The 26,395-nt window shown below is 73.5% G+C and carries 22 protein-coding genes and 1 tRNA gene; 8 read left to right on the top strand and 15 right to left on the bottom strand.

The features are described 5' to 3' along the window. Window positions 1-109: 109 nt before the first annotated feature. Window positions 110-577, bottom strand: coding sequence for a GNAT family N-acetyltransferase (locus ACIRVF_RS40740; RefSeq protein WP_402829729.1), 468 nt, complete (start codon window positions 575-577; stop codon window positions 110-112). Between the two features lie 100 nt (window positions 578-677). After that, window positions 678-1,469, bottom strand: coding sequence for a VOC family protein (locus tag ACIRVF_RS40735; RefSeq protein ID WP_402829727.1), 792 nt, complete (start codon window positions 1,467-1,469; stop codon window positions 678-680). A 262-nt stretch (window positions 1,470-1,731) separates the two neighbouring features. On the opposite strand from ACIRVF_RS40735, the gene ACIRVF_RS40730 reads away from it, so the two are divergent. From ACIRVF_RS40730 to ACIRVF_RS40720, 3 genes are all read left to right on the top strand, one after another. Further along, window positions 1,732-3,966, top strand: coding sequence for an ATP-dependent RecD-like DNA helicase (locus ACIRVF_RS40730; protein ID WP_402829724.1), 2,235 nt, complete (start codon window positions 1,732-1,734; stop codon window positions 3,964-3,966). 225 nt (window positions 3,967-4,191) lie between these two features. After that, entirely contained in the window at window positions 4,192-5,481 is a 1,290-nt protein-coding gene (locus ACIRVF_RS40725) for a citrate synthase (protein ID WP_402829721.1), read from the top strand. A gap of 538 nt (window positions 5,482-6,019) precedes the next feature. Beyond that, window positions 6,020-6,739: an SDR family NAD(P)-dependent oxidoreductase gene (locus ACIRVF_RS40720; RefSeq protein ID WP_402829718.1), complete on the top strand. Its 720-nt coding sequence runs from the start codon at window positions 6,020-6,022 to the stop codon at window positions 6,737-6,739. A 117-nt stretch (window positions 6,740-6,856) separates the two neighbouring features. On the opposite strand, the gene ACIRVF_RS40715 is transcribed toward ACIRVF_RS40720, so the two are convergent. From ACIRVF_RS40715 to dhaK, 5 genes are all read right to left on the bottom strand, one after another. After that, entirely contained in the window at window positions 6,857-9,121 is a 2,265-nt protein-coding gene (locus ACIRVF_RS40715) for a heavy metal translocating P-type ATPase (protein ID WP_402829715.1), read from the bottom strand. A 64-nt stretch (window positions 9,122-9,185) separates the two neighbouring features. Then, window positions 9,186-9,404, bottom strand: coding sequence for a heavy-metal-associated domain-containing protein (locus ACIRVF_RS40710; protein ID WP_402829712.1), 219 nt, complete (start codon window positions 9,402-9,404; stop codon window positions 9,186-9,188). 115 nt (window positions 9,405-9,519) lie between these two features. After that, window positions 9,520-10,461, bottom strand: coding sequence for a PrsW family intramembrane metalloprotease (locus ACIRVF_RS40705; RefSeq protein ID WP_402829709.1), 942 nt, complete (start codon window positions 10,459-10,461; stop codon window positions 9,520-9,522). 190 nt (window positions 10,462-10,651) lie between these two features. Then, window positions 10,652-11,305 (bottom strand): dihydroxyacetone kinase subunit DhaL, encoded by a 654-nt coding sequence (gene dhaL, locus ACIRVF_RS40700; protein ID WP_402829706.1) that lies wholly within the window; start codon window positions 11,303-11,305, stop codon window positions 10,652-10,654. Window positions 11,306-11,325: 20 nt separating this feature from the next. Next, window positions 11,326-12,321, bottom strand: a complete 996-nt coding sequence (gene dhaK / locus ACIRVF_RS40695) for a dihydroxyacetone kinase subunit DhaK (protein ID WP_402829703.1) — start codon at window positions 12,319-12,321, stop codon at window positions 11,326-11,328. A 146-nt stretch (window positions 12,322-12,467) separates the two neighbouring features. On the opposite strand from dhaK, the gene dhaM reads away from it, so the two are divergent. Next, window positions 12,468-12,863, top strand: coding sequence for a dihydroxyacetone kinase phosphoryl donor subunit DhaM (gene dhaM / locus ACIRVF_RS40690; protein WP_402829701.1), 396 nt, complete (start codon window positions 12,468-12,470; stop codon window positions 12,861-12,863). A 2-nt stretch (window positions 12,864-12,865) separates the two neighbouring features. On the opposite strand, the gene ACIRVF_RS40685 is transcribed toward dhaM, so the two are convergent. Beyond that, window positions 12,866-14,593, bottom strand: coding sequence for a bifunctional 3'-5' exonuclease/DNA polymerase (locus ACIRVF_RS40685; RefSeq protein WP_402829699.1), 1,728 nt, complete (start codon window positions 14,591-14,593; stop codon window positions 12,866-12,868). A 175-nt stretch (window positions 14,594-14,768) separates the two neighbouring features. Between ACIRVF_RS40685 and ACIRVF_RS40680 the strand changes: the two genes are divergently transcribed. Beyond that, window positions 14,769-16,793: a M3 family metallopeptidase gene (locus ACIRVF_RS40680; RefSeq protein ID WP_402829697.1), complete on the top strand. Its 2,025-nt coding sequence runs from the start codon at window positions 14,769-14,771 to the stop codon at window positions 16,791-16,793. Window positions 16,794-16,796: 3 nt separating this feature from the next. Here the strand turns inward: ACIRVF_RS40680 and ACIRVF_RS40675 are convergent, their stop codons facing one another. Both ACIRVF_RS40675 and ACIRVF_RS40670 read right to left on the bottom strand, forming a co-directional pair. Next, window positions 16,797-18,263: a cellulase family glycosylhydrolase gene (locus tag ACIRVF_RS40675; RefSeq protein ID WP_402829694.1), complete on the bottom strand. Its 1,467-nt coding sequence runs from the start codon at window positions 18,261-18,263 to the stop codon at window positions 16,797-16,799. Between the two features lie 162 nt (window positions 18,264-18,425). Further along, window positions 18,426-19,064 carry a TetR family transcriptional regulator gene (locus ACIRVF_RS40670; protein WP_402829692.1) on the bottom strand — a complete coding sequence of 213 codons (639 nt, stop codon included), beginning with the start codon at window positions 19,062-19,064 and terminating at the stop codon, window positions 18,426-18,428. Window positions 19,065-19,201: 137 nt separating this feature from the next. Between ACIRVF_RS40670 and ACIRVF_RS40665 the strand changes: the two genes are divergently transcribed. After that, window positions 19,202-20,428, top strand: coding sequence for an acyl-CoA dehydrogenase family protein (locus ACIRVF_RS40665; protein WP_402829690.1), 1,227 nt, complete (start codon window positions 19,202-19,204; stop codon window positions 20,426-20,428). Between the two features lie 33 nt (window positions 20,429-20,461). On the opposite strand, the gene ACIRVF_RS40660 is transcribed toward ACIRVF_RS40665, so the two are convergent. From ACIRVF_RS40660 to ACIRVF_RS40650, 3 genes are all read right to left on the bottom strand, one after another. Beyond that, entirely contained in the window at window positions 20,462-21,064 is a 603-nt protein-coding gene (locus ACIRVF_RS40660; protein ID WP_402829687.1) for a phosphatase PAP2 family protein, read from the bottom strand. A gap of 155 nt (window positions 21,065-21,219) precedes the next feature. Continuing rightward, window positions 21,220-22,029 carry an enoyl-CoA hydratase/isomerase family protein gene (locus ACIRVF_RS40655; protein WP_402829685.1) on the bottom strand — a complete coding sequence of 270 codons (810 nt, stop codon included), beginning with the start codon at window positions 22,027-22,029 and terminating at the stop codon, window positions 21,220-21,222. A 35-nt stretch (window positions 22,030-22,064) separates the two neighbouring features. Next, a complete protein-coding gene (locus tag ACIRVF_RS40650; protein WP_402829682.1) occupies window positions 22,065-22,754 on the bottom strand; it encodes a TetR family transcriptional regulator in 690 nt (229 codons plus the stop codon). Window positions 22,755-23,042: 288 nt separating this feature from the next. On the opposite strand from ACIRVF_RS40650, the gene ACIRVF_RS40645 reads away from it, so the two are divergent. Next, the gene (locus ACIRVF_RS40645) at window positions 23,043-24,524 is read left to right on the top strand and encodes an MFS transporter (RefSeq protein WP_402829680.1); all 1,482 of its coding nucleotides are present in this window, start codon (window positions 23,043-23,045) and stop codon (window positions 24,522-24,524) included. Between the two features lie 161 nt (window positions 24,525-24,685). Here the strand turns inward: ACIRVF_RS40645 and ACIRVF_RS40640 are convergent, their stop codons facing one another. Continuing rightward, window positions 24,686-25,237 (bottom strand): GNAT family N-acetyltransferase, encoded by a 552-nt coding sequence (locus ACIRVF_RS40640; protein WP_402829679.1) that lies wholly within the window; start codon window positions 25,235-25,237, stop codon window positions 24,686-24,688. Window positions 25,238-25,314: 77 nt separating this feature from the next. On the opposite strand from ACIRVF_RS40640, the gene ACIRVF_RS40635 reads away from it, so the two are divergent. Next, window positions 25,315-25,926, top strand: a complete 612-nt coding sequence (locus ACIRVF_RS40635; protein WP_402829678.1) for a TetR/AcrR family transcriptional regulator — start codon at window positions 25,315-25,317, stop codon at window positions 25,924-25,926. A gap of 270 nt (window positions 25,927-26,196) precedes the next feature. On the opposite strand, the gene ACIRVF_RS40630 is transcribed toward ACIRVF_RS40635, so the two are convergent. Beyond that, window positions 26,197-26,269 (bottom strand) — tRNA-Arg (locus tag ACIRVF_RS40630). Window positions 26,270-26,395 lie beyond the last annotated feature (126 nt).

The following is a 26,395-nucleotide window of genomic DNA, read 5'->3' as shown; positions in this document are numbered from 1 at the left end:
TACTGCAGGGGGGACCCTGTGGGAGAGTAGGACGCCGCCGAACAATCATTCAGAAGAACCCCCATCCGGATTCCGGATGGGGGTTCTTCGCGTTTACGGGCCTTTGTCCTCAGTCCGAGAGCTTCATTTTGAAGCCGAGGTGCGAGGGCACGAAGCCCAGCCGCTCGTAGAAGCGGTGCGCGTCCGTGCGCGTCGCGTCGGAGGTGAGCTGGACGAGGTCGGCACCGAGTTCGCGGGCGCGCTCGACGGCCCAGCGGATCAGTTCGGTGCCGAGCCCGCTGCCCCGCTCGTCGGCGTGGACGCGGACGGCCTCGATGATCGCGCGGGTGGAGCCCTGACGGGAGAGGCCGGGCACGACGGTGAGTTGCAGGGTGCCGATGGTGCGGCCGGCCCGTTCGGCGACGACCAGGTGCTGGTGCGGGTCTCCGTCGATGCGGCCGAAGGCTGCGCGGTACGGGCTGAGGTCGTCGGGGCTCTCGCGGGCAGCGCCGAGCGGGTCGTCTGCGAGCATGGCGACGATCGCCGGCAGGTCGGCCTCGGTGGCCCGTCGGATCGTCAGAACAGCCGTTTCAGTCATGATCGGAGGATAAGGGGCACTTCCAGGGCCGGACCGTCCCTGTCTACGCCCGTAGCGCCCCTTTGCGGCCTTCTCGCGGCCCCTCTGGGCCGATGCCGGGTCACGGCCCGGGCGGCGCACTGGTGATGACGGCGAAGACGGCGCCGTGCGGGTCGACCAGCTGGGCGAGACGGCCGACACCGTGCACGTCCTTCGCCGGGGTCCGGACCGTGGCGCCGAGCTGCTCGGCGATGGCGAGGCTGGCGTCCACGTTGGGGACCTCGAAGTAGGGGAGCCAGTGCGAGCCGGTGCCGCGCGCGGTGTGCTCGGGCCCGAGTTGCACGATGCCGCCGTGGGCGTCGCCGGTGCCGCCACCGGCCGGGGTGACCACGGTGTAGAGCGCCTCGTCGAACGGGACGTCCCGTTCCTGCCAGCCGAAGACCGCGCGGTAGAAGGTCTTGGCCCGTTCGGCGTCGACGCTGTGGCACTCGGCCCAGCAGAGGCTGACCTCCTCGTTGACGAGGTCCAGGCCGCGGGTGTCGTGCGGCTGCCAGACGGCGAAGTCCGCGCCGGTGGGATCGGTGAAGCCGGCCATCCGGCCCGCGGTGAAGACGTCGAAGGGGGCGAACCGCATGCTCCCGCCCTCCTGTCGGACGAGGGCGGTGGTGCGGTCGGCGTCGTCCGTGGCGAAGTACAGCGTCCAGCCGGGCAGCGCGGTCTCGTCGGCGAGCGGGCCGAGTGCGGCGACGGTACGGGCGTCGAGCTGGAAGAAGCCGTAGCCGCCGGCCTCGGGGCCGGCCGAGTCGAAGGTCCAGCCGAACAGGGCGGTGTAGAAGTCGACGGAGGCCCGGGTGTCGGGGCTGCTCAGGTCCAGCCAGATCGGGGAACCGGGGCGGAAGTCGGTGTTGAGCATGGCGGCACTGCTCCTCGGACGGGTCCCGTGCGGGCGCGGTCGGACGGCCCCCCGGGTCCCTCCAGCCTGGCACCTGAGTGGGGACGCTGCACGGCGGGTTGGCCCCGGGTGCACGGAGAGTGCGTGAGGATGCGCGAGAGGGCGAGGGGATGTACGGGGATGCGTGGGAGTGCACGGGTCCCGGCGGGCCTGCGGGTCTGTCCGTGCGGGGCGGTACGGTGCGTAACGGAAAGTCCACCCGTACCGGTCGAAGGGGGCTCCGGTGGCCAAGCAGGCGCAGTCGGGGCAGCAGGTTCCGCGCCAGCTCGCGCAGGTCGAGGGCGTGCTGGAACGGATCACCTATGCCAACGAGGAGACCGGCTACACGGTGGCCCGGGTGGACACCGGCCGGGGCGGGAACGACCTGCTGACGGTGGTCGGCGCGCTGCTGGGGGCGCAGGTCGGCGAGTCGCTGCGGCTGCACGGGCGGTGGGGCTCGCACCCGCAGTACGGGCGGCAGTTCACGGTGGAGAACTACACGACGGTGCTGCCGGCCACGGTGCAGGGCATCCAGCGCTACCTGGGCTCGGGGCTGATCAAGGGGATCGGGCCGCGGTTCGCCGAGCGGATCGTGGAGCGCTTCGGGGTGGACACCCTGGAGGTGATCGAGAACGAGCCGGGCCGGCTGATCGAGGTGCCCGGGCTCGGGCCCAAGCGCACCAAGAAGATCGCCGCGGCCTGGGAGGAGCAGAAGGCCATCAAGGAGGTGATGGTCTTCCTCCAGGGGGTCGGGGTGTCGACCTCCCTGGCGGTGCGGATCTACAAGCAGTACGGCGACGCCTCGATCGGGGTGGTGAAGAACGAGCCGTACAAGCTGGCGTCGGACGTCTGGGGCATCGGCTTCCTGACGGCGGACCGGATCGCCCAGGCGGTGGGCATTCCGCACGACAGCCCCGAGCGGGTGAAGGCGGGACTGCAGTACGCGGTGTCGCAGAGCAGCGACCAGGGGCACTGCTACCTGCCGGAGGAGCGGCTGATCGCGGACGGCGTGAAGCTGCTGCAGGTGGACGTGGGGCTGGTGATCGACTGTCTGGCGGAGCTGGTCGCGGCCGAGGGCGTGGTGCGCGAGACGGTGCCGGGAGATGCGGGCGAGCCGATCACGGCGGTCTATCTGGTGCCGTTCCACCGGGCGGAGATCTCGCTGGCCAACCAGCTGTTGCGGCTGCTGCGTTCGGACTCCGACCGGTTGCCGTGGTCCGCCGAGGTGGACTGGCCGGTGGCGCTGGAGTGGCTGGCGAAGCGGACCGGGACGGAGCTGGCGCCGGAGCAGCAGCAGTCGGTGCGGCTGGCGCTGACCCGCAAGGTGGCGGTGCTGACGGGTGGTCCGGGCTGCGGCAAGTCGTTCACCGTGAAGTCGATCGTGATGATGGCGCTGGCCAAGAAGGCGAAGGTGGTGCTCGCGGCACCGACCGGCCGGGCGGCGAAGCGGCTGGCGGAGCTGACCGGGGCGGAGGCCTCGACGGTGCACCGGCTGCTGGAGCTGAAGCCGGGCGGGGACGCCGCGTACGACCGGGACCGGCCGCTGGACGCGGACCTGGTGGTGGTGGACGAGGCGTCGATGCTGGACCTCATCCTGGCGAACAAGCTGGTCAAGGCGGTGCCGCCGGGTGCCCATCTGCTGTTCGTGGGGGACGTGGACCAGTTGCCGTCGGTGGGCGCCGGGGAGGTGCTGCGGGACCTCCTGGCGGAGGGCGGGCCGATCCCGTCGGTGCGGCTGACCAGGATCTTCCGGCAGGCGCAGCAGTCCGGAGTGGTGGTCAACGCGCACCGGATCAACGAGGGGAAGCCGCCGTTGACGGAGGGTCTGGCGGACTTCTTCCTGTTCGTCGAGGAGGACACCGAGCGGGCGGCCGGTCTGACGGTGGATGTGGTGGCGCGCCGGATCCCGCAGAAGTTCGGCTTCGATCCGCGCCGGGACGTGCAGGTGCTGGCGCCGATGCACCGGGGACCGGCCGGGGCGGGGAACCTGAACACGCTGCTGCAGGGGGCGGTGACGCCGGCCCGGGAGGGGCTGGCGGAGCGGCGGTCCGGTGGGCGGACCTTCCGGGTGGGGGACAAGGTCACCCAGATCCGCAACAACTACGACAAGGGGCGGAACGGCGTCTTCAACGGCACAGTGGGAGTGGTGACCGCCCTCAGCGTGGACGACCAGCGGCTGACGGTGCTCACCGACGAGGACGAGGAGGTGTCGTACGACTTCGACGAACTGGACGAGCTGTCGCACGCGTACGCGGTGACGATCCACCGCTCGCAGGGCAGTGAGTACCCGGTCGTGGTGATTCCGGTCACGATGTCCGCTTGGACGATGCTCCAGCGAAATCTGCTCTACACCGCTGTGACCAGGGCGAGGAAACTCGTGGTGCTGGTCGGGTCACGGAAGGCGATCGCACAGGCCGTGAGGGCCGTCAGTGCAGGTCGGCGGCATGCCGCGCTCGATCATCGACTTGCTTCTGGATGATTATCCAACAGGATGGTTGCCTCTAATGTTCTCTTGACGTGAAGAGATTTACGGCAGAGCCTAGGGTGGTGCCGATCTTGTCCGGTTCGTACCGGCTGCGGCGGCAGGTTTTGTAGGGGCGGGCCCTTCCGGGCCACCCCGGGTGCGCGACTGTCCTCCGGATGGGGGATGGTAGAGACAGTCAGGGCACCTTGGAAGAGGATTCATTTCGTCGGTGAGGAAGACGTGAGCGACAACTCGGTAGTACTGCGGTACCAGGACGGCGAGTACGAATACCCCGTCGTCGGGAGCACTGCGGGCAACTCCGGCTTCGACATCTCGAAGCTGCTCCCGCAGACCGGCCTGGTCACCCTGGACAACGGCTTCGGTAACACCGCCGCGTACAAGTCCGCGATCACCTTCGTGGACGGCGACAACGGCATCCTGCGGTACCGCGGCTACCCGATCGAGCAGCTCGCAGCGCAGGGCGGCTTCATCGAGACCGCGTACCTCCTGATCAACGGCGAGCTGCCCAACGCGGCCCAGCTGGCGGAGTTCAACCGCGAGATCACCCAGCACACGCTGCTGCACGAGGACGTCAAGCGCTTCTTCCAGGGCTTCCCGCGGGACGCCCACCCGATGGCCATGCTGTCCTCGGTGGTCGGTGCGCTCTCCACGTTCTACCCGGAGAGCCACAACCCCTTCGACGCGGCCCAGCGTCACCTGTCGACCGTCCGCCTGCTGGCCAAGCTGCCGACGATCGCCGCGTACGCGTACAAGAAGGCGATGGGCCAGCCCTTCGTCTACCCGCGCAACGACCTGAGCTACGTCGAGAACTTCCTGCGGATGACCTTCGCGGTCCCCGCCGAGGACTACGAGCTCAACCCGGTCGTCGTCAACGCGCTGGACAAGCTGCTCATCCTGCACGCGGACCACGAGCAGAACTGCTCGACCTCCACCGTGCGCCTGGTGGGCTCCAGCCACGCCAACCTGTTCGCCTCGATCTCGGCGGGCATCTCGGCCCTGTGGGGCCCGCTGCACGGCGGCGCCAACCAGGCCGTGCTGGAGATGCTGGAGAGCATCCAGAAGGACGGCGGCGACGTCGACGCGTTCATCACGAAGGTGAAGAACAAGGAAGCCGGCGTCAAGCTGATGGGCTTCGGCCACCGCGTCTACAAGGCCTTCGACCCGCGCGCCGCGCAGGTCAAGCTGCTGGCGCACGAGGTCCTCGGCCAGCTCGGCAAGAGCGACGAGCTGCTGGAGATCGCGCTCAAGCTGGAGGAGCACGCCCTCAAGGACGACTTCTTCATCTCGCGCAAGCTGTACCCGAACGTGGACTTCTACACCGGCCTGATCTACCGCGCCATGGGCTTCCCGACCAGCATGTTCACCGTGCTGTTCGCCCTCGGCCGGCTGCCGGGCTGGATCGCCCACTGGCACGAGATGATCAACGACCCGACCAGCCGGATCGGCCGCCCGCGCCAGATCTACACGGGTACCGCGATCCGCGACTACGTCGAGCTCGACCAGCGCTGACCGACGCAGCACCGAAAGGGGCCCGGCCGCTCGCTGAGCGGCCGGGCCCCTTCGCGTCCTCGCGCCCCGGGCCCGGGAGGGCCCGCGCGGGGGCGGAACCGTACGGCGCACGACTCCGGGGCCGACCGCAGCCGGGGACGGCCGCTCAAAGCGTCCCTGGCCCGCCACACCCCGGCGCCGTGCACGAAGGCCGTCGAAAGCACGACGACCGTCCCGGGGCCCGCCGGAGCCCCGTCGGCGACAGCCGCTGGAAGCGCGGGACGCGTTGCCGTTAGTCGCGCCCGCCCATCGGAAAAACTGCCGCACTACCAACCTAAGACGTATCAGGGCGCGAGAAGTTACGCCCGGGGGGTGTGAGCTGCCTCTCGCCACGCTCCGTAGGCGCCCGGTTCCACGCTCATACCACACCTTCCCTCGCGCGCGACGTCACCCTCCCCGCAGTCACGGCAACCGAGCGTGATAGGAATCGTGGCATTCCGGTACGGACCGTCGCGCTCCCTTCGTCGCGCGACGGCGGAGCTGGGGAGGGAGTGCGCAGATGGCCAGGAACGTCGTCGTCACCGGCGGTGGCACGGGAATCGGGTACGAGATCGCGCGGCGGTTCGCCGAAGCAGGCGACCAGGTGGTGATCGTCGGCCGCCGTCGTGCGGTCCTGGAGAAGGCCGCGGCCGATCTCGGGCCGAACGCCACCCCGCTGGTGTGCGACCTCGCCGACCCTGACGCGGTGGAGGCCGCGCTGGCCGAACTGCCGGAGCGGATCGACGTGCTGGTGAACAACGCCGGCAGCCGGGAGACCGTGGTCGGCGGCGGCACCCACGCCCTGCTGGCCCGCTGGCGCGGCGACTTCGAGCGCAACGTGCTCACCGTGGTGCTGCTCACCGAGTCGATCCGGGACCGGCTCACCCCGGGCTCCGGCCGGGTCGTCACCATCAGCTCCATCGCCGCCCTGCGCGGGGCCGGCTCCTACGGCGCCGCGAAGGCCTCGCTGCACGCCTGGAACCACTTCCTGGCCGCGCAGTTGGGCACCTCGGGCATCACCGCCAACATCGTCGCCCCGGGCACGGTGGCCGGCACCGAGTTCTTCGGGCCGCGGCTGGACGAGGCCGAGGTCGGCCGCCGGGCGGCGCGCACCCTGCTCGGCCGGATCGGCGAGACCGGCGAGGTCGCGGCGGCGGTGCAGTTCCTGGCCTCGCCCGAGGCCGGGTTCATCACCGGTGAGATCCTGCACTGCAACGGCGGGGAGCTGCTGGGGCGTTGAGCGTGACGAGGGGCCCGGACCGGGTGCGGTCCGGGCCCCTCGTGCTGCCGGGCCCCGCAGCCGTCGGCACTCGGGCCGTGGGGGGCCCGGGTCGTCGGCGCTCGGGCCGTGGGGGGCTCAGGCCGGCTTGAAGCGGCGCAGCCGGAGGCTGTTGCTGACCACGAAGACCGAGGAGAAGGCCATCGCGGCCCCCGCGATCATCGGGTTGAGCATTCCGGCGGCGGCCAGCGGGATCGCCGCCACGTTGTAGCCGAAGGCCCAGCAGAGGTTGCCCCGGACGGTGCCCAGGGTGCGGCGGGAGAGGCGGATGGCGTCGGCCGCGGAGCGCAGGTCGCCGCGGACCAGGGTGAGGTCGCCGGCCTCGATCGCGGCGTCGGTGCCGGTGCCCATCGCCAGGCCCAGGTCGGCCTGGGCGAGCGCGGCCGCGTCGTTGACGCCGTCCCCGACCATCGCCACGACCCTGCCCTCGGCCTGCAGCCGCTTGACGGTCTCGACCTTGTCCTCGGGCAGCACCCCGGCGATGACGTCCCGGGGGTCGATGCCGACCTGGGCCGCGACCGCTCCGGCCACCGCCGGGTGGTCGCCGGTCAGCAGCACCGGGCGCAGGCCCAGTGCGCGCAGCCGGGCGACGGCTTCGGCGCTGGTCGGCTTGACCGCGTCGGCGACCTCCAGCACGGCCCGGGCCTCGCCGTCCCAGTCGACCGCGACCGCGGTGCGGCCGGCTGCCTCGGCCGCGGCCTTGGCGCGGGCCAGGGCGGGCGGCAGGGCCCGGGCGGCCCCGGTCGGCGGGGCCGCGCGCCCGGCGGTGACCGTACGGCCGTCCACGACGCCCTCCACCCCCCGGCCGGGGAGGCTGCGGAAGCCGTCGACCGGCGGCAGCCCGCCGAGGCGGTCGGCGGCGGCCTCGGCGATCGCCCGGGCGACCGGGTGCTCGGAGGCGTGTTCCACCGCCCCGGCCAGGCGCAGGACCTCGGCCTCGGTGACGCCCCCGGCGGTGTGCACGGCGAGCAGTGCCATCCGGCCGGTGGTGACGGTGCCGGTCTTGTCCAGCAGGACGGTGTCCACCCGGCGGGTGGTCTCCAGCACCTCCGGCCCCTTGATCAGGATGCCGAGCTGGGCGCCGCGGCCGGTGCCGACCATGAGTGCGGTCGGGGTGGCCAGGCCCAGGGCGCACGGGCAGGCGATGATCAGTACGGCCACCGCGGCGGTGAACGCGCCGGTGGGGCTGTCGGTGGCCAGCAGCCGGCCGACCAGGGTCGCGAGGGCGATCAGGATGACCACCGGGACGAAGACGGCGGAGACCCGGTCGGCGAGGCGCTGGGCGGGGGCCTTGCCGTTCTGGGCCTCCTCGACCAGCCTGGCCATCCTCGCCAGCCGGGTGTCCGCGCCGACCCGGGTCGCCTCGACGACCAGGCGGCCGCCCGCGTTGACGGTGGCACCGGTGACGGTGTCGCCGACGGTGACCTCGACCGGGACGGACTCGCCGGTGAGCATCGAGGCGTCCACCGCGGAACTGCCCTCGACCACCGTGCCGTCGGTGGCGACCTTCTCGCCGGGGCGCACCACGAAGCGCATGCCGACGGTGAGCCGGTCCACCGGGAGGCGGACCTCCCGGCCGTCCTGGAGGACGGCGACGTCCTTGGCGCCGAGGTCGAGCAGGGCGTGCAGGGCGGCGCCGGCCCGGCGCTTGGAGCGGGCCTCCAGGTAGCGGCCGAGCAGGATCAGCACGGTCACGCCGGCGGCGGTCTCCAGGTAGAGGGTGTCGGAGGCGTCGGTGCCGCCGACCGGGAGCGAGAAGGCGTGCCGCATCCCCGGCGCGCCGGCGTGGCCGAGGAACAGGGCCCAGCAGGACCAGCCGAAGGCGGCCAGGGTGCCGAGCGAGACCAGGGTGTCCATGGTCGCCGCGCCGTGCTTGAGGTTGGTCCAGGCGGCGCGGTGGAAGGGCAGGCCGCCGTGGACCACGACCGGACCGGTCAGGGCGAAGGCGAGCCACTGCCAGTTGGTGAACTGCAGGGCGGGGACCATCGAGAGGAGGACCACCGGGACGCTGAGCACGGCGCTGACCAGCAGGCGCTCGCGCAGCGGGTCGGTGGGACGCTCGGGCTCGGCGGCGGCTGCGGTCGGCCCGGCCGCGGGGGCCGGGGGCGGCGGCAGTTCGGCGGTGTAGCCGGTGCGCTCGACCGTGGCGATCAGTTCCTCCACGGTGACGCCGGGGGCGTAGTCGACCCGGGCCTTCTCGGTGGCGAAGTTGACGGTGGCCTCGACGCCGTCCATCCGGTTGAGCTTCTTCTCGATCCGGGCCGCGCAGGAGGCGCAGGTCATTCCGCCGATCGACAGCTCGACCCGGGCGCGTGCGTCGAGGCCGGGGGCGGAGGTGGTCATGCTGGTGGCTCCTCGGTGGTGCGTACGGCGGGGCGGTGGCACCGGCCCCGCCGTAGCGGGGGGCTCAGGCGGCGCGGCCGACCAGCTCGTAGCCGGCCTCGTCGATCGCGGCGCGGATCTGCTCCTCCTCCAGCGGGGCGGCGGAGGAGACCGTCACGGTACCCGCCTGGGCGTCGGCGGCGACGTCGGTGACACCGGCCAGCGTGGAGAGCTCCTCGCTGATCGCCTTCTCGCAGTGGCCGCAGCTCATGCCGGACACGGTGTAGGTGATGGTGCTGGACATCGGGGCCTCCGGGAGGTCGGTGCGGTACTGGCTCTGTTGCTCTCCAACACCATACCCATCCGGGGTATTTCGGGAGGGGTGGTGAAGTGGATCGCATCGTAGGCGACGGGGCCGCTCAGACCGGGGAGGAGGGGGACTGCGCCGGGATCGGCGCGGTCGGCTCCCGTCGGACCAGCAGCCGCAGCCAGAGCAGTCCACCCAAGGAGACCACGAGCAGCCCGGTCGTGTCGTACACGGTGTACAGGTGGATCTGCTCGCCGGACGGGTTCGGCATGTAGCCGAGGTCGAACAGGGCGCGCTGGAAGTCGCCGGCGGTGGTCCGGGCGACCAGCCAGACGGCGATGCCGCTCGTGCTGTCCCAGAGCGCGTGCAGCAGCGAGACGCCCAGGAAGGTCGCGACCACCGGGGCGGTGACCCGGAACCGGCCGCCGCGCCGGGCCCGGAACAGCGCCCCGCCGATGATCGCCGTCCACAGGATGTGGCCCACCGGGGCGAGCACCCCGCGCAGGATCTCCGTCTCCACCAGGTCGTCGAGCGAGAGGCCCTGGATGCTCAGCACCGCGTTGAACGCGTACCCGGCGCTCTCGAACGCGGCGAACCCGGCGCCGACGGTGGCGCCCAGCACCAGGCCGTACCGCAGGCCGCCGGTCCGCAGCCGACGGCTGACCAGCACCAGCGCGGCCAGCTTGACCGCCTCCTCGATCAGGCCGACGCCGACGTACATCCACACCGTGGGGGAGAGCAGGTACGACTCCAGCACCGAGGCGCCCAGGACGCCGATCACCCCGCCGAGGCCGAAGCAGACGAGGATCCGGTCCGGACCGAGGTCGGCCGCGTAGCGCTCGTACGCCCAGATCACCACCGTCGCAGGGACGAGGAAGCTGCCCAGCAGCACGATCGTCGGGACCAGGTTGGTGTTGTCGGTGAAGAAGGTGACCAGGACGGTCGAGGCCCAGAGCAACAGGCCGGTCAGGAAGATCTTCGCCCAGTGGTGGGGCCGGGTGGCCGGCCGGGCGGGGGGTGCGGTGACGCGCGGGGTGGGGTGGGTACCGGACACCGGGCAGGGGCTCCTCTGAGTCGCGAACTTCGGGCGGACGTCGTGTCGGCCACCACGCCCAGGTCGACAACATCAACGAGGCTCGCTTCCCTTACGGTGCGATCGTCGGACATCCGGGGGGGACATCCGCTCGGCGCGGCTCCCCGCGCCCGCAGGGGAACCGCGCCCGGAGGTCGGCCCGGGGCCCGTCCTAGCGTCCGTCGGGGCGGCCCGTGACCTCGGCCAGGGCGCGGAAGAGGAGGGCGGTGGAGGTGGCGCCGGGGTCCTGGTGGCCGACGCTGCGTTCGCCGAGGTAGGAGGCCCGGCCCTTGCGGGCCCGGAGGGGGACGGTGTCGCGCGCGCCCTGCTCGGCGGCTTCGGCGGCCGCCCCGGTGGCTCCGGGCAGTGGGGTGCCGGCGGCGGCCGCGGCGCGGAAGGCGGCGACGGCCGGGGTCCAGGCGTCCACGATGGTCTTGTCGCCGGGCTCGGCCTTGCCGAGGAGGCGGACCGCGTCCAGCCCGGCGGCCAGGGCCTCGGCCAGGGCGGCCGGGCCGGCCGGTTCGGGCAGGGCGGCGCCGGCGGCGCGGAAGGCCTTGCCGTAGAGCGGGCCGGAGGCGCCGCCGACCTTGGAGATGAGGGTGGTGCCGGTCCTGGTGAGGACGGCGCCGGGGCCGGCCGGACGGAGGTCGTCCAGGGCGGTCAGGGCGGCGTCGAAGCCGCGCCGGAGGTTGGTGCCGTGGTCGCCGTCGCCGATCGCGGAGTCCAGCTCGGTGAGCCGGGCCTGCTCCTCCTCGACGGCCGCGGCGATCGCGCGGATCCAGGCCTCGGCCAGGGCGGAGTCGAACAGCGGGGTGTCGAAGTCCATCGGGTCTCCGTTCGAGGGCCTCAGGCCCGCTTGAGGGCGGGGGTGTCGACCGGGGCGTCCCAGAGCTCCAGCAGCTGGGCGTCGGCCTTGGTGAGGGTGAGTGAGAAGCCCGCCATGTCGAGGCTGGTGACGTAGTTGCCGACCAGGCTGCGGGCCACCGTGACGCCGCGCTCGGCGAGCCGGGCGGCGACCTCGCCGTAGACCACGTACAGCTCCAGCAGCGGGGTCGCGCCGAGGCCGTTGAGCAGGGCGATCACCTCGTCGCCCTGGGTCAGGTGGTGGTCGGTGAGGACGGTGTCGACCACCTGGGCGGCCACCTCGCGGGCAGGGCGGAGTTTCTCGCGGCGGCGGCCGGGCTCGCCGTGGATGCCGACACCGACCTCGATCTCGTCCTCGGGCAGGTCGAAGCCGGGCTTGCCGGCGGCCGGGACGGTGGCCGCGGTGAGCGCGACGGCGAAGGAGCGGGAGGCGGCGTTGACCCGCTCGCCCAGGGCGGCCACCTCGTCCAGGCCGGCCCCGCGTTCGGCCAGCGCGCCGGCCGTCTTCTCGACCAGGACGGTCGCGCCGGTGCCCCGGCGGCCGGCCGTCCAGGTGGAGTCCTCGACCGCGACGTCGTCGTTGACCAGGACGGTGCGGACCTCCAGTCCCTCCTCGGCGGCCAGTTCGGCGGCGAGCTCGAAGTTCATCACGTCGCCGGTGTAGTTCTTGACGACGAAGACCACCCCGGCGCCGTTCTCCACCGCCTTGGCGGCGGCCAGCATCTGGTCCGGGACGGGGGAGGTGAACACCTCGCCGGGGCAGGCGGCGTCCAGCATGCCGGGTCCGACGAAGCCGCCGTGGAGCGGCTCGTGCCCGGATCCGCCGCCGGAGATCAGCGCGACCTTGGGGCCGGCCGGACGGACGGCCCGGGTGATCACCCGGTTGGGGATGTCCACCGTCAGCTCGGGGTGGGCGGCGGCGACCCCGGCCAGGGCGTCCTCCAGGACGCTCTCCGGGGTGTTGATCAGCTTCTTCAACGCTTCGCTCCCTTGGACGACCTCGGTGCGGACACAACGGCCCAGAGCCGACGCTACGCCAGGCGAGGGGCCCGGGCACGGGGTGCGACACGCGGGGTTCCGCTCACCCTCCCGGAGCAGCGGGGCGGGGCCGTAGGGTCGCGAGCATGAGCGAACACGTGGGCATTGTTCTGGTCTCGCACAGCGCGGCCCTGGCCGCCGGGCTGCGCGAACTGCTCGGCGAACTCGCCTCGGACGGCGTGCGGGTCGTGGTCGCGGCCGGGACGGAGGACGGCGGGCTCGGCACCAGCTACGAGCTGATCGCCGGGGCGGTCGCGGAGGCGGACAGCGGGGCGGGCGTGGTCGTGCTGCCGGACCTCGGCAGCTCGGTGCTCACCGCCGTGACCGTGCTGGAGGACGAGCCGAGGCCGGGCGTGAAGCTGGTGGACGCGCCGTTCGTGGAGGGCGCGGTGGCCGCCGCCGTCACCGCCTCGACCGGGGCGGCGCTGGCCGAGGTGGTGGCTGCGGCCGAGGACGCGTGGACCTTCCGCAAGCTCCGGTAGGGCTACTTGGCGTCCGCGTAGCAGTCCACCACGGCCGTGCTGAGCGGGAAGCGCACCGGGGTGTCGCCGAAGACCAGCCGCCGGGCCTCGTCGGCGGCCTCGGTGACGAGCGCGGCCACCTCCTCGGCCAGGTTGGCGGGGGTGTGCACGATCACCTCGTCGTGCTGGAAGAACACCAGGTGGGGGCGGTCCGCCGGGACGGCCACCGGGAGCTCTGCCAGCCGTCGGCGCAGCGCCGCCAGCAGGACGAGCGCCCAGTCGGCGGCGCTGGCCTGGATGACGAAGTTGCGGGTGAACCGGCCGCGGGCGCGGGCGGTGCGGCCGCCGGTCTCGCCGGAGGTGTCGGCCTCGGTGAGGTCGAGGAAGGCGGCGGAGGCGGGTGGGCAGACCCGGCCGAGCCGGGAGGTGACCACTCCGCCGTCCTCGCCGGTGCGGGCGGCGGCCTCGACGTAGCCCATCGCGGCGGGGTAGCGGCGGCGCAGGGTGTTCAGCAGCGGGCCGATGTCGCCGCTGGTCTGCCCGTACATGGCGCCGAGCAGGCCGAGCTTGGCCTTGTCGCGGTCGCCCTGGAAGGCCTGGGCGGCGAGCGCCTCGTACAGGTCGCCGCCGGCGGCGGTCCGGGCCAGCCCGGTGTCCCCGGAGAGCGCGGCCAGCACCCGCGGCTCCAGCTGGGCGGCGTCGGCGACCACCAGCAGCCAGCCCGGGTCGGCGACCACGGCCCGGCGCAGGATGCGCGGGATCTGCAGGGCGCCGCCGCCGCGGCTGGCCCAGCGGCCGGAGACCACGCCGCCGACCACGTACTCGGGCCGGAACCGGCCGCCGCGGGCCCAGGCGTCCTGCCAGGCCCACCCGTGGGCGACGTGGATCCGGGAGAGCTCCTTGTAGCGGACCAGCAGCCGGGCGGCCGGGTGGTCGATGTTCTTGAGCTCCCAGGAGCGGGTCGAGCCGAGCTGTATGCCGGCCTCGGCGAAGGCGCGCAGCACCTGGGTGTGCGAGTCGGGGTTGAACGGTTTGGCGCCGAGGGCCCGGTGGAGTTCGACGGCGAGGTCGGCGAGCACCCGGGGCTGGGTGCCAGGGACGGTGGGACGGGGGCCGAGCAGGTCGGTGAGCAGCCGGTCGTGGACGTCGGAGCGCCAGGGCAGGCCGTCGTGGGCCATCTCGGCGGCCACCAGGGCGCCGGCCGACTCGGCGGCGACCAGCAGCCGGAAGCGCTGCCGGACGGCCGGGTCGTCGATGGCGGCGATCCGCCGCTGCTGTTCGGCGTGCACGGCGACGACGGCTTCCAACGGGTCGGCACCGGGCGGCAGTTGAAGCCGGTCGGGGGCGAACAGGGTGTCCTGGCCGTCGTCCGCGTCGGCCAGGCCCGGTTCGGGCAGGTCGTCCGGGACGGGCAGGCCGCGCAGCCGGGACCAGGCGGCGCCGAGCGAGCGCGGCGCGCCGAAGCGGCCCTCGTGGCCCAGCAGCAGGGCCTCGACCAGCCGCAGGTCGTGGCAGCGGGCGAGCCGGTCGGGCAGCCGGGGCAGCAGCGGGGCGTACCCGGAGTCGGCGGCGGCCCAGACCCAGCGCGGCCCGGCCGGTCGATCGCCGCCGGCCGCCTCCCGGGCGGCGACGGCCGCGGCGAGGTCGCGGACGGTCTCCGGCGGGCCGAGCGGGCCACCGGCGTCGTCGAGCGGCTGGAGGCGGCCACCGGGGCCGTGCGGATCGGGCACGAGGGCGGTTCTGGGGGCCACGGCGGGCGTCTCCTCTCCGGTGCGGGTCCGTCGCGGACGGTTCGGCGATCGGGTGTGCGGGCGGGGCGCGGATGTGCGGCCCGCGGGTCTGCGCCGTCGACGTTAACGGGTGGGTCTGACAACGACGACCAGGGGTCTATGGGCACGCGGGATGACACCGCGTAGGGTCGGCGAAATGACCGAGAACCCGTTCTTCGCAGCCAGCCCGCTGGTCTACGAACTGCCTCCCTACGCCGAGATCCGGGAGGAGCACTACCTGCCCGCCTACGAGCGCGGGACGGCCGAGCAGCTGGCCGAGATCGCGGCGATCACCGACGACGGGGCCGCGCCGACCTTCGAGAACACCCTGGTGGCCCTGGAGCGCTCCGGCGAGCTGCTGCGCCGGGTGGACGCGGTGTTCCGCAACCAGTCCTCCTCCGACACCACCGAGCTGCTGGACGAGGTGGAGGCGAAGGTCAGCCCGCTGCTCGCCGCCCACCACGACGCCATCCACCTGGACCAGAAGCTGTTCGCCCGGATCGAGGCGCTGCACGCGGACCGGGCCTCCCTGGGGCTGGACCCGGAGTCGCTGCGGCTGCTGGAGCGCTGGTACACGGCGTTCGTCCGCTCCGGTGCCCGGCTGGGTGCGGCCGAGCAGGCCCGGCTGCGCGAGCTGAACGCCGAACTGGCCGCGCTGGGCACCACGTTCCAGCAGAACGTGAACGCCGCCACCCGCGCCGCCGCGCTGGTCGTGGACTCGGCCGAGGAGCTGGCCGGGCTGTCCGAGGGCGCGATCGCCGCCGCGGCGGAGAACGCCCGGGTGCTCGGCCACGAGGGCCGCTACGTGCTGAGCCTGAAGAGCACCTCCACCCAGCCCGAACTGGCCCAGCTCGCCGACCGTTCGGTGCGCGAGCGGCTGCTGTCCGCCTCGCTCGCCCGGGGCACCGAGGAGAACGGCCCGCTGGCGATCCGGCTGGCCGCGCTGCGCGCCGAGCGGGCCGCGCTGCTGGGCTACCCGAGCCACGCCGCGTACGTGGTGGCGGACGAGACGGCCGGCTCCGTCGAGGCGGTGTCCGGGCTGCTGGCCCGGCTGGTGGAGCCGGCCGTGGCGAACGCCCGCCGGGAGGCCGAGGAGCTGGCCAGGGTGGCGGCCGCGGACGGCATCGCGGAGATCGCCGCGCACGACTGGGCGTACTACTCGGAGAAGGTCCGGCAGGCCTCGTACCAGGTGGACGCGGCGGCGCTGCGGCCGTACTTCGAGCTGGAGCGGGTGCTGAAGGACGGCGTGTTCTTCGCCGCGGGGCTGGCCTACGGGCTGAGCTTCACCGAGCGGCCGGAGCTGACGGCCCATCATCCGGACGCCCGGGTCTTCGAGGTGTTCGAGGAGGACGGCACCCCGCTGGGCCTGTTCATCGGCGACTTCCACGCCCGGGCGTCCAAGCGCGGCGGCGCCTGGATGGACGAGCTGGTGGGCCAGTCCGGGCTGACCGGTCGGCGGCCGGTGGTGCTGAACAACCTCAACGTCCCGCGCCCGGCGCCGGGCGAACCGGCGCTGCTGAGCTGGGACGAGGTGCGCACCATGTTCCACGAGTTCGGGCACGCGCTGCACGGGCTGTTCTCGGACGTGCGGTACCCGCTGTTCGCGGGCACCGCGGTGCCGCGGGACTTCGTGGAGTTCCCCTCGCAGGTCAACGAGATGTGGATGGTCCGGCCGGAGGTGCTGGCCAACTACGCCCGCCACCACGAGACCGGGGAGCCGCTGCCGGCCGAGCTGGTCGAGCGGATGACCGCGGCCGAGGGCTTCGGGCAGGGCTTCCGGACGGTGGAGTACCTGGCGGCGACGCTGCTGGACTGGGCCTGGCACACCCTGCCGGAGGGCCACCGGGTCGAGGACGCCGAGGAGTTCGAGGCGCGGGCGCTGGCGGAGGCCGGGATCGTCGTCCCGGCGATCCCGCCGCGCTACCGCACGCCGTACTTCCAGCACATCTTCTCCAGTGGCTACAGCGCCGGGTACTACGCCTACATCTGGTCGGAGGTGCTGGACGCGGACACCGTGCGGTGGTTCGAGACCAACGGCCGCCCGGTGCGGGACAGCGGCGAGCTGTTCCGGCGCGAGCTGCTGGCGCGCGGGTTCAGCCGGGACCCGCTGGAGTCCTTCCGCGCGGTGGTCGGGCGGGCGCCGGAGACCGCGCCGCTGCTGGAGCGCCGCGGGCTGGTCTGACCGTCAGCGCGGTGCGAGGGTGACCGTCACCGGGGTGCCGGGGCGGGTGTGCGGGAGCCGGACCGTCACGGTTCCCGCGCGGCCGTCCGCGGGCTGCTCGACCTCGACCCGGGCGTCGGCGGGGGAGACGGTGACCCGGGCGCCGTGCGGGAACCCGGCGGGCGGCAGGACGAGTTCGCCGGCGCGTCCGCTGCCGTCGGCGTTCCAGCGCACGGTGGTGCCCGCGGTGTCGCCGTCGGTGCGGACGTCGGTGCCGGCGACGGCCACCGGGTACGGGCCGAAGGCGGGCTCGTCGCCGGGGGCGGGGTGCCCGGCGGGGTCGAGCGCGCAGTAGCCGCCGGTGCCGCGGCACCAGTACCACATGGTCCAGCCCTCGGCGAAGCCGTCCATCGCGGCGACCTGGCCGCGGACCAGCCGGGTGTTGCCCGGCGTGCGGGAGTTCGGCGGGCCCCACTCGCCGACCAGGACGGGCAGCCGGTGGGCGGTGGGGTAGCCCGTGATCGCGGCGGTGTACTGCTGGAGGAAGCCGTCCGCGGGGTTCCAGTCGGCGCCGTTCTCCACCGCGGTGTCGTAGAAGTGCGGGGCGTAGCCGAGCCGGGGCGCACCGGGGCGGGGGTCGGTGAAGCCGGGCAGCCGGGTCGGTACGCCCTGGCCCACCAGGACCGTCGGTTCGACGAACAGCCAGGCGCGGGAGTCGGACCGGCGTACGGCGGTGATCAGGCGGCGGTACATGTCGGCGAGCCGGCCCTGTTCCAGCGCGGCGGAGGCGGCGGCGAGCACGGCCGGATCGCTCGGGTCGCCGCCCACCGGGCCGAACGGCTCGTTGAACAGGTCGTAGCCCAGCAGGGAGCGGTGGCCGCGCAGTTCGCGGGCGAGCCGGGTGTAGAAGTCGGCCTGCCAGGCGCGTAGGTCGGGGTCGTCGTAGAGGTGGCGGAAGGCGGCCTGGACGGCGGGCTGGAAGTAGCCGGCGAACCAGTCGTCCGGGTCGGGGGTGAAGGGCAGTCCGTCGTCGCGGGTGGCCCAGACCGGGATGCCGTTGGTGCCGCCGCCGAACCGCGGTCCGTAGACGTCCTGGTGGAAGTCGACCAGCACGAGCAGGCCCAGTCGGTCGGCGCGGTCCAGGAGTTGCCGGATCCGGTGCAGTTCGGCGGGGTCGAGCCGGCCGCGCCGGGGTTCCAGCCTGGTCCAGGAGACCGGCAGCCGGACCAGGGTGAAGCCCTGGGCGGCGACCGCGTCGAGGTCGGCCGGGGTGGCTTCGGCGTACTTGTCGAGGTTGAAGCCGCGCAGTCGGAGCCGGCGGCCCTGGGCGTCGGTGAGGGCGGTGCGGCCGTCCGGGCCGGTGGCCGTCCCGGTGGGGAAGCGGGCCGGGGGCCCGTCGCCGTGGGCCGCGGCGGAGGCCGGGCCGGGGGCGGCGGTCAGGGCGGCTGTGACGGCGAGCAGCAGGGCAACGGCGGTGCGGCGCAGGCACATCGGGGACCTCGCACGGCGGGGGTGGGGGCCCCGATGATGCCCGGGCCGCCGGGGGCGGCACAAGGGTCGTGCGCCCAGGGATCCCGCGCCCAAGGGCCGCGCGGCGGCGGGGACTTCGGCCCCGGTGGGGTGGGGCTGCGTACGCGGGCGGCCTGGGGGAGGTCAGCCCGCTTCCGGGCTCGGCGGCTCGGCCGGGGCGGCCGCTGGCAGGGCTGCGGTCGGCAGGTCCGCGGCGGCGGCCAGGCGCCCCCAGAGCAGGTCGGCCAGCGCCTGCACCATGCGGGTGCGCGAGCAGGGTCTGGTCTCCAGCCACCAGTCGCCGGCGGCCAGCACCATGCCGGTGATGCCCCGGCCCCAGGCCTCGGCGAGCAGGTCGCGGTCGGCGCCGAGGTCGACCTGGCTCTGCACGGCGCGGGTGATCTCCTCGGCGATCTGCCGCAGGGCGGGGGCGAGGGCGTTGCCGGCGCCGCTCGGGTCGCCGGGCTCGGGGTGGGTGAGCAGCCGGTAGACCTGGGGGCGGGCCTCGATCCCGGCGAGGTAGGTGTCCAGGACGTGTTCGACCCGGTCGCGGCGTTCCAGCGGTTCGGCCAGCGCGGCCCGGACGGCGGCCAGCAGGCCGCTGGTGTGGCGGTCGGTCAGGGCCCGGATGAGGCCGTTCCGGTCGCCGAAGTGCCGGTAGAGGATCGGCTTGGTGATGCCGGCCTCGGCGGCGATGGCGTTCATGCTGGCGCTCGGCCCCTCACGCTGGATGACCCGGTCGGCGGCGTTGAGCAGCTGCTCGCGGCGGGGCTCTCGGGACATGCGCTGCTCCTCGGGATTCTGGGCGGCCTGGGCGTTGACACGGTTACCAATCAGTAGCAGACTCCGACGATGTTACCCCGGGTAACACCCCGGTGGGTCGTATCCCTGCGTCGTACACCTTCTGCGGAGGCAGCACCATGAGCAGCACGTTCTCGCTGGACCCGGGCGCGGACCAGCTCGCCGTACGCGACTGGCTGCACGGCTTCGCCGCCGACGTGATCCGGCCCGCCGCGGCCGAGTGGGACGAGCGCGAGGAGACCCCCTGGCCGATCATCCAGGAGGCCGCCAAGCTGGGCATCTACTCGCTGGACTTCTACGCCCAGCAGTACTTCGACCCCTCCGGCGTCGGCATCCCGATCGCCATGGAGGAGCTCTTCTGGGGCGACGCGGGCATCGGGCTGTCCATCGTCGGCACCACACTGGCCGCCGTCGCCGTGCTCGCCAACGGCACCGACGAGCAGATCGGCACCTGGACCCCGCAGATGTTCGGCACCCCGGACGACGTCAAGGTGGCCGCCTTCTGCTCCTCCGAGCCGGACGCCGGCTCCGACGTCGGCGCGCTGCGCACCCGTGCCGTGTACGACGAGGCCAAGGACGAGTGGGTGCTGAACGGCACCAAGACCTGGGCCACCAACGGCGGGATCGCCGCCGTGCACGTGGTCGTCGCCACCGTCGACCCGGAGCTGGGCACCCGCGGGCACGCCTCCTTCGTGGTCCCGCCGGGCACCCCGGGGCTGAGCCAGGGCCAGAAGTTCAAGAAGCACGGAATCCGTGCCTCGCACACCGCCGAGGTGGTGCTCGACGGCGTCCGGGTGCCCGGCAGCTGCCTGCTCGGCGGCAAGGAGAAGCTGGAAGAGCGGCTGGCCCGGGCCCGGGAGGGCGTCAAGCGCGCGGGTGGCAAGGGCAACGCGGCGATGGCCACCTTCGAGGCCTCCCGCCCGGCCGTCGGGGGGCAGGCGATCGGCATCGCCAGGGCCGCGTACGAGGTGGCGCTGGACTACGCGAAGACCCGTGAGCAGTTCGGCCGCCCGATCATCGACAACCAGGGCGTGGCCTTCCAGCTCGCCGACATGAAGACCCGGATCGACGCGGCCCGGCTGCTGGTGTGGCGGGCGTCCTGGATGGCGGTCAACAACCAGCCGTTCACCTCGGCCGAGGGCTCGATGTCCAAGCTGTACGCGGGCGAGACGGCCAAGTTCGTCACCGCGCAGGCGATGCAGATCCTCGGGGGCAACGGCTTCACCCGGGAGTACCCGGTGGAGCGGATGCACCGGGACAGCGCGATCTACTCGATCTTCGAGGGGACCAGCGAGATCCAGCGGCTGGTCATCGCCCGGGCGATCTCGGGGATGCCGATCCGGTAGCCGGGACCCCGGGACCGCCCTCGGGGCCCGGCCCTAGCGGGCGGCCCAGAAGGTGAGTCCGGCGGTGAGGGCGCCCACCACCGCGCCGACGATCGTCTGCGCGGTGGTGTGGTCCCGCAGGACCACCCGGGACCAGCCGATCACCGCGACCAGCGGGTAGAGCAGCAGCCACAGCGGGCCGAGCGCGATACCCAGGCAGGCCACCGCGCCACTGGCGACGGCGGTGTGCACGGAGACCTTCCACCAGACGGTGATCACCAGGATCGGGACCAGCGAGGCGAACATCGCCGCCACCATCGCGGTGAGGTCGCGCGGGGCGTGGGCCCAGATCATCACCGCGAAGCTGACCGCGACCGAGCCCATGATGAACGGGATGACGGTCAGCCGGCGCCGGCGGTGGCCGACGTGACGGTCCTCCAGGGTGCCCTTGCGGATGCCGCGCTGGATGAACAGGGTCGGGATGACGGCCGCGAACAGTGCCGCGAAGGCGGCCCAGCCGAGGCCGGGCCAGCCGTAGCGCAGGCCGCCGATCAGCAGGCAGACCGCGATGATCACGTTCTTCGGCTCGACGCCGTCGGTGACCCGGCGGGCCCAGATCGTCCGGCTGGTGGGGGCGGTCGTGGCCTCGGTGGTCATCGGGGTGCGTGCTCCGGGTCGGGAAGGACGGTCGGCGGCCGGCAAGGTGGCGGTCTGACGGTCGGCGGCAAGCCGGACGCGGCAGGCGGCCGGTGCGCCGGTCGGATGATCGTACGTGAGTCGCCGGCGTCGCCTCCCCTCGCGCCCGGCGCCGGTCAGAACCGCGGCGGGCGGCCGTCCAGGAAGGCGGCCAGCCCCTCGTGTACGTCCGAGGCCTCCCGGGAGCGTCGTTCCCAGGGCGCCAGCGCCTCGGCGGCCCGCTCTGCCGGGACGGCCAGCGCGGCCTTGACCGCGCCGATCGTCTGGGTCGAGCGGCTGGTCAGCAGCCGGGCGAACTCCAGGGCGACGGCGTCCAGTTCGGCGTCCGGCAGGACCCGTTCCGCGAGGCCCAGCGGCAGCGCGTCCCGGCCGTGCACCAACTCGCCGGAGAACAGCAGGTACTTGGCCCGGGCCGGGCCGACCAGCCGGGCCAGGCGCAGGGTCGGCACCGCCGGGTAGACCACGCCGAGCTTGGCCGGGGTGATCCCCAGCCGGGCGTCCTCCGCGACGAAGCGCAGGTCGCAGGCGACGGCCAGCTGGCAGCCGCCGCCCACGCAGGCGCCGTGCACCACGGCGAGGGTCGGGTGGGGGAAGGCCGCGAGCGCCTCCTCCGCGGCCACGTTGACCGCGTGGTAGGCGTCCGCGCGCTGCGGATCGCCGTACACCTCGGCGAGTTCGGTGATGTCCGCGCCCGCGCTGAAGGTGTTCCCGGCGCCGGTCAGCAACAGGACGCGCACGCCCTCCTGCTCGGCCAGCTCGGCCAGGACCTTGGGCAGCGCCTGCCAGATCGCCAGGGTCACCGCGTTGCGGCGGTGCGGGCGGGCGAACTCCAGGACCGCGACGCCGTCCTCGCCGACGTAGGCGTTCAGGCCCTCGGCCTGGGCGGGCAGGGCGGAGCGGTCCCGCGTGAGCAGCGGCTGGTCCATGCGCACCTCCGGTCGGTCGTGGTGCGCCCACTCTCTCAGGCCGTGTCGGCGCAGTAGTCCCCGAGGCCGTGCTCGACCGAGGCGAAGGCGCGGCGGGCCTCCTCCAGCGCGGCGGGCAGGGCTTCGTCCGCGCTCTCGCCGGCCAGCATCCGGCGGTGGTTGCCGCCGACCAGGGCCAGCCGGACGGCCAGCAGCTGGGCGGCGGCGATGCGGGCGGTCAGCTCGTCGTGGGCCGGGTCCTGGGCGCACAGTTCCGCGGCCAGCAGGGTCTGGGCCTGCTGGCCGAAGCCGGCGGAGGCCCGCATGATCAGCGCCGGGGTGGCGTGGACCAGCCGGATCACGTCCAGCACGACCTGGTCGTCGTTCAGGCCGGTGGCCGGGTCCTTGCGCTCCAGCCCGGCCAGGAAGTTCTCGCGCAGCGCCGCGACCGCGGAAGTGCCCGGCGCGCGGTCGCGCACCGCCCGGGCCGGTTCGTCGAGGTGCTGCTCCATCGGGCCCATGACCAGGTCTTCCTTGGTCGGGAAGTAGTTGAAGACGGTCATCTTGGACACCTCGGCGGCGGCCGCGATCTCGGCCACCGAGACCTGGTCGAAGCCCCGTTCGGCGAACAGGCCGATGGCCGCGCGGAAGATCCGGATTCCGGTCCGGATCTTCTTCCGCTCGCGCAGCGGGAGCGCGTCGAGGTCGCGGTCGGGGCCGAGGTCCAAGCCGTGGTGGGTCGCCATGAGGGGACCGTACCAGGATCAAACGTTGACCTGGCAGAAAGATTGGCCTGGCTGAAGAATTGACCGAGTCCAAGAATGCTGCCATGGTTGGTGCCGAGCCCGCCGGACCGCACCGGCCAGGGCCAACTCCACTGACTCCGGGGGGACTTCCCGATGGCATCCGCTGCCCGTACACCCGCTGCCCAGCCACCTGTTGCCCAGCCACCTGCTGCCCGGACGGCCGCTGCCCGGACGGCCGCTGCGCCGGCACCCGCCGCACAGACGGCCGGTCGGGGTGGATCCGCGCTGATGACGGCCGCCCAGCGAAAGCTCGGCATGCTGCTCTGCCTGCTGACGATCGTGCTGGCCGTGCTCGACTCCAACATCGTCTCGGCCGCCACCGTGCCGATCGTCCGCGACCTCGACCCGGTGCACGGCGTCGACCGGCTGCCCTGGCTGGTCAGCGCCTTCTCCCTGGCGGCCACCGCGCTGCTCCCGCTCTACGGCAAGCTCTGCGACGTGTACGGCGCCAAGCGGGTCCTGCTCGGCGCGGTCGGCAGCTTCCTGCTCGGCTCGGCGCTGTGCGGCGCCGCGCAGTCGATGGGCGAGCTGATCGCCTTCCGGGCCGTCCAGGGCATCGGCGGCGGCGGGCTGATGAGCGTGACCATGGTGGTGATGGCCCAGCTCCAGGACCCGGAGGAGCGCAGCAGCGGCAAGGGCGGCGCGATGGGCGGGATCGTCGCGGGCCTCGGCATGGCGATCGGCCCGCTGGTCGGGGCGCTGTTCACCGACCACCTCGGCTGGCGCTGGATCTTCTACGTCAACCTTCCGCTCGGGCTGCTCGTGCTGGCCGGCTTCGCCCTGGCGCTCAGGCTGCCGGAGGCCGTCGAGCGGCGCGGCCTGGACTTCCTCGGCGCGACCCTGGCCGCCGCCTTCGCCACCGGGCTGCTGCTGGTCACCGAGTGGGGCGGCAAGGACTACGGCTGGACCTCGCCGGTGATCCTCGGCACGTCCGCCGCCACCCTGGCCGCGCTCGGCCTCTTCCTGTGGCGCCAGGCCACCGCTGCCGAGCCGGTGCTGCCGCTCTCGCTGTTCCGGATCCCGGTGGTGCGGATCGGCTTCGCCGTCCAGGGCCTGGTCGGGATGGGCATGATGGGCGCGATCGTCTACGTGATGATCTACCTGCAGGTCGCCCGGGGGATCGCCCCGACGACCGCCAGCCTCTACCTGATGCCGATGGCGGCCGGGATGACCGGTGCCGGACTGCTGGCCACCCGGCTGCTCGCCCGCGGGCACCGGGCGCGCACCTTCCTGGTGGCCGGCGCGGGCTGCTCGGTGGTCGCGCTGGGGCTGCTCGGGCTGAGCGGACCGGACACCCCGCTGTGGGCGGTGGGCGGTGAACTCACGCTGCTCGGCGCGGGGTTCGGCCAGCTGATCGGGCAGCTGATCACCCTGGTGCAGGACACCGCTCCGCGGCACCAGCTCGGCGTCGCCACCACCGGGATCCGGTTCTTCCAGACGCTGGGCAACGCCCTGGGGGCGGCGGTGTTCGGGACCGTGCTGTCCCGGGTGTTCGAGGCCGGCCGGCCCGGGTGGACGCTCGGCGCGGTACGGACGGTCACCGGCCCGGCGCGGGAGCAGGTGGTGCGGGCCTTCACGGACGCCGTGGACGTGGTCTTCCTGTCGGCGGGCGGGGTGATGGTCCTGGTGCTGCTGCTGGCGCTGCGGCTGCGCTCGGTGGAGACGGCGGGGGCCGGGGCCGGGGCGGAGGAGTCGGCGCCGGCGGCCTGAGCGGGGTTCGGCGACGCGGGCGTCCGACGGAACGCGGGAGCGGCCGGACGGGGGCGCGGCCGGACGGGGGCCGTGACGGAACGGAGTGCGACCGAGCGGGGCCCGGTGGACTGCGGGGGAGTCCACCGGGCCCCGCTCGTCGTGTGCCGGAACACGGCCGGTCAGCTGCGGGCGGCGGTCCACTCCGAGGCGAGGATCGCCCAGATCTCCTTGTCGTGGCGGACGCCGTTGTGCAGGAACCACTCGCGCAGCACGCCGTCCCGCCGCATGCCGACCCGCTCGGCCACGGCCCGACTGCGGGCGTTGGCGGCCGAGCACCACCACTCGGCGCGGTGCATGCCGCGGGTGGTGAAGGCGTGGTCGAGCAGCAGCCGGACGGCGGCGGTGATCAGCCCGCTGCCCTCACCGGCCGGCTCGGTCCAGGCGCCGATCTCGCAGTTGCCGGTCCTGGTGTCGAAGTGCACGAACATCACGCCGCCGACCAGCGTGCCGTCCAGCCAGATGCCGAAGATCCGGCCGGAGTCTGCGGCCTGGCGGTCGGCGTAGCGCTGCAGGGTGGCGCGGGCCGAGTCCAGGTCGGTGGAGAAGGTGGCCCACGGGATCCACGGGTCGGTGTGGGCCCGGGCGCGGTCGATGTGGGCCAGGAACTCGGGGGCCTGCCAGGGTTCGAGGGGGCGCAGTTCGGCGTTCTCGGCGAGGGGGACGGAAAACACGGGCGGGCCTTTCACGGCTGGTGCGGCGGACTGTCGAGATCATTCATAACAAACGTTTGGTATGTACGATAGCCCCCATGACGCCGCCCCGTGGAGACCATGACGCCCGCCGCTCGGAAGTCTCCGAGGGGGTATGGCGAGTGCTCTCCACCCGGGGCTTCGAGGGGCTCACGCTGCGCGCGGTGGCGGCCGAACTCGGCGCCTCCACCGGGCTGTTGACCCACTACTTCCCGAACAAGCGGGCGCTGCTGAGCCACGCCCTGGAGGAGCTCGACCGGCGCTCCGCGGCCCGGCCCCGGCGACTGGCGCCCGTCGACGGCACCCCGCCACCGCCCGCCGGGCTGGCCCGGCTGCGGGCCGCACTGCTCGACGTCCTGCCCCTGGACGAGGCGACCGAGGCCGGCAACCGGATCTGGGTCAGCTCCTGGGACGTCGCCCTGGCGGACCCGGAGCTGGCGGCCGCGCACGCGGAGCGCTACGCCCGCTCGCGGGTGGCGCTCACGGCGCACGTGGCGGACGCCCAGCGGCTCGGCGAGCTCCCGGCCGGGGCCGATCCCGCCGGGCTCGCGGCGGGGGCCCAGGCCTTCGTGCTGGGGCTGGTGGTGCAATCGCTGTTCGCCCCGGCGGAGTTCCCGGCCGAGCGTCAGATCGCACTGCTGGACGCCTATCTCGCGGGGCTGGTCGCTTAGGGCGCGACTTGCGGATCGGCCGGGCGCCCTTCCCGGGTGCCGGGGCGTCCGGCTTTCTCCGGATTCGCCGGCGGCCGGTCGGGCCGGGCCTGTTTCGTTCAGGAGTGGGGGATTCGCCCCGAATTCCGGCTTTTCCGGCGGGACCGCCTTTCGCGGGGGTCGCGCCACGCATTGTCACGGGTTATGCGCGGGGAGTGCGGGATTACCCGGAGGTCCGGAACAGCCACGGAAAGTGTTCGCGGGCGCGTGGCCTGCGGAATTGCAGGGAGGCGCCCCCAGCAGGATTCGAACCTGCGACCTACCGCTTAGAAGGCGGGTGCTCTATCCGCTGAGCTATGGGGGCGGGACGGACGGCGCCCTGGCGGGCGTGACCGTGGCCGGGATCGGGCGACGAGCGCTGGGAGCGCGCGTTGTCCGGCCCCGCACCTGAGGGGGTTGGGGGTGGGGGTTGGTGGGCCCTCGCCCTGTC

It is taken from the genome of Kitasatospora sp. NPDC101157, assembly GCF_044768255.1.
Classification (GTDB): domain Bacteria; phylum Actinomycetota; class Actinomycetes; order Streptomycetales; family Streptomycetaceae; genus Kitasatospora.
This window is presented reverse-complemented; position numbering and strand designations above follow the sequence as displayed.

Excerpts from the sequence above, each read along its gene's own strand:
- ACIRVF_RS40740 (WP_402829729.1), bottom strand. The coding sequence starts at position 577 with ATGACTGAAACGGCTGTTCTGACGATCCGACGGGCCACCGAGGCCGAC.
- ACIRVF_RS40735 (WP_402829727.1), bottom strand. The coding sequence starts at position 1,469 with ATGCTCAACACCGACTTCCGCCCCGGTTCCCCGATCTGGCTGGACCTG.
- ACIRVF_RS40720 (WP_402829718.1), top strand. The coding sequence starts at position 6,020 with ATGGCCAGGAACGTCGTCGTCACCGGCGGTGGCACGGGAATCGGGTAC.
- ACIRVF_RS40715 (WP_402829715.1), bottom strand. The coding sequence starts at position 9,121 with ATGACCACCTCCGCCCCCGGCCTCGACGCACGCGCCCGGGTCGAGCTG.
- ACIRVF_RS40710 (WP_402829712.1), bottom strand. The coding sequence starts at position 9,404 with ATGTCCAGCACCATCACCTACACCGTGTCCGGCATGAGCTGCGGCCAC.
- dhaL (WP_402829706.1), bottom strand. The coding sequence starts at position 11,305 with ATGGACTTCGACACCCCGCTGTTCGACTCCGCCCTGGCCGAGGCCTGG.
- dhaM (WP_402829701.1), top strand. The coding sequence starts at position 12,468 with ATGAGCGAACACGTGGGCATTGTTCTGGTCTCGCACAGCGCGGCCCTG.
- ACIRVF_RS40680 (WP_402829697.1), top strand. The coding sequence starts at position 14,769 with ATGACCGAGAACCCGTTCTTCGCAGCCAGCCCGCTGGTCTACGAACTG.
- ACIRVF_RS40675 (WP_402829694.1), bottom strand. The coding sequence starts at position 18,263 with ATGTGCCTGCGCCGCACCGCCGTTGCCCTGCTGCTCGCCGTCACAGCC.
- ACIRVF_RS40670 (WP_402829692.1), bottom strand. The coding sequence starts at position 19,064 with ATGTCCCGAGAGCCCCGCCGCGAGCAGCTGCTCAACGCCGCCGACCGG.
- ACIRVF_RS40665 (WP_402829690.1), top strand. The coding sequence starts at position 19,202 with ATGAGCAGCACGTTCTCGCTGGACCCGGGCGCGGACCAGCTCGCCGTA.
- ACIRVF_RS40660 (WP_402829687.1), bottom strand. The coding sequence starts at position 21,064 with ATGACCACCGAGGCCACGACCGCCCCCACCAGCCGGACGATCTGGGCC.
- ACIRVF_RS40655 (WP_402829685.1), bottom strand. The coding sequence starts at position 22,029 with ATGGACCAGCCGCTGCTCACGCGGGACCGCTCCGCCCTGCCCGCCCAG.
- ACIRVF_RS40650 (WP_402829682.1), bottom strand. The coding sequence starts at position 22,754 with ATGGCGACCCACCACGGCTTGGACCTCGGCCCCGACCGCGACCTCGAC.
- ACIRVF_RS40645 (WP_402829680.1), top strand. The coding sequence starts at position 23,043 with ATGACGGCCGCCCAGCGAAAGCTCGGCATGCTGCTCTGCCTGCTGACG.
- ACIRVF_RS40635 (WP_402829678.1), top strand. The coding sequence starts at position 25,315 with ATGACGCCGCCCCGTGGAGACCATGACGCCCGCCGCTCGGAAGTCTCC.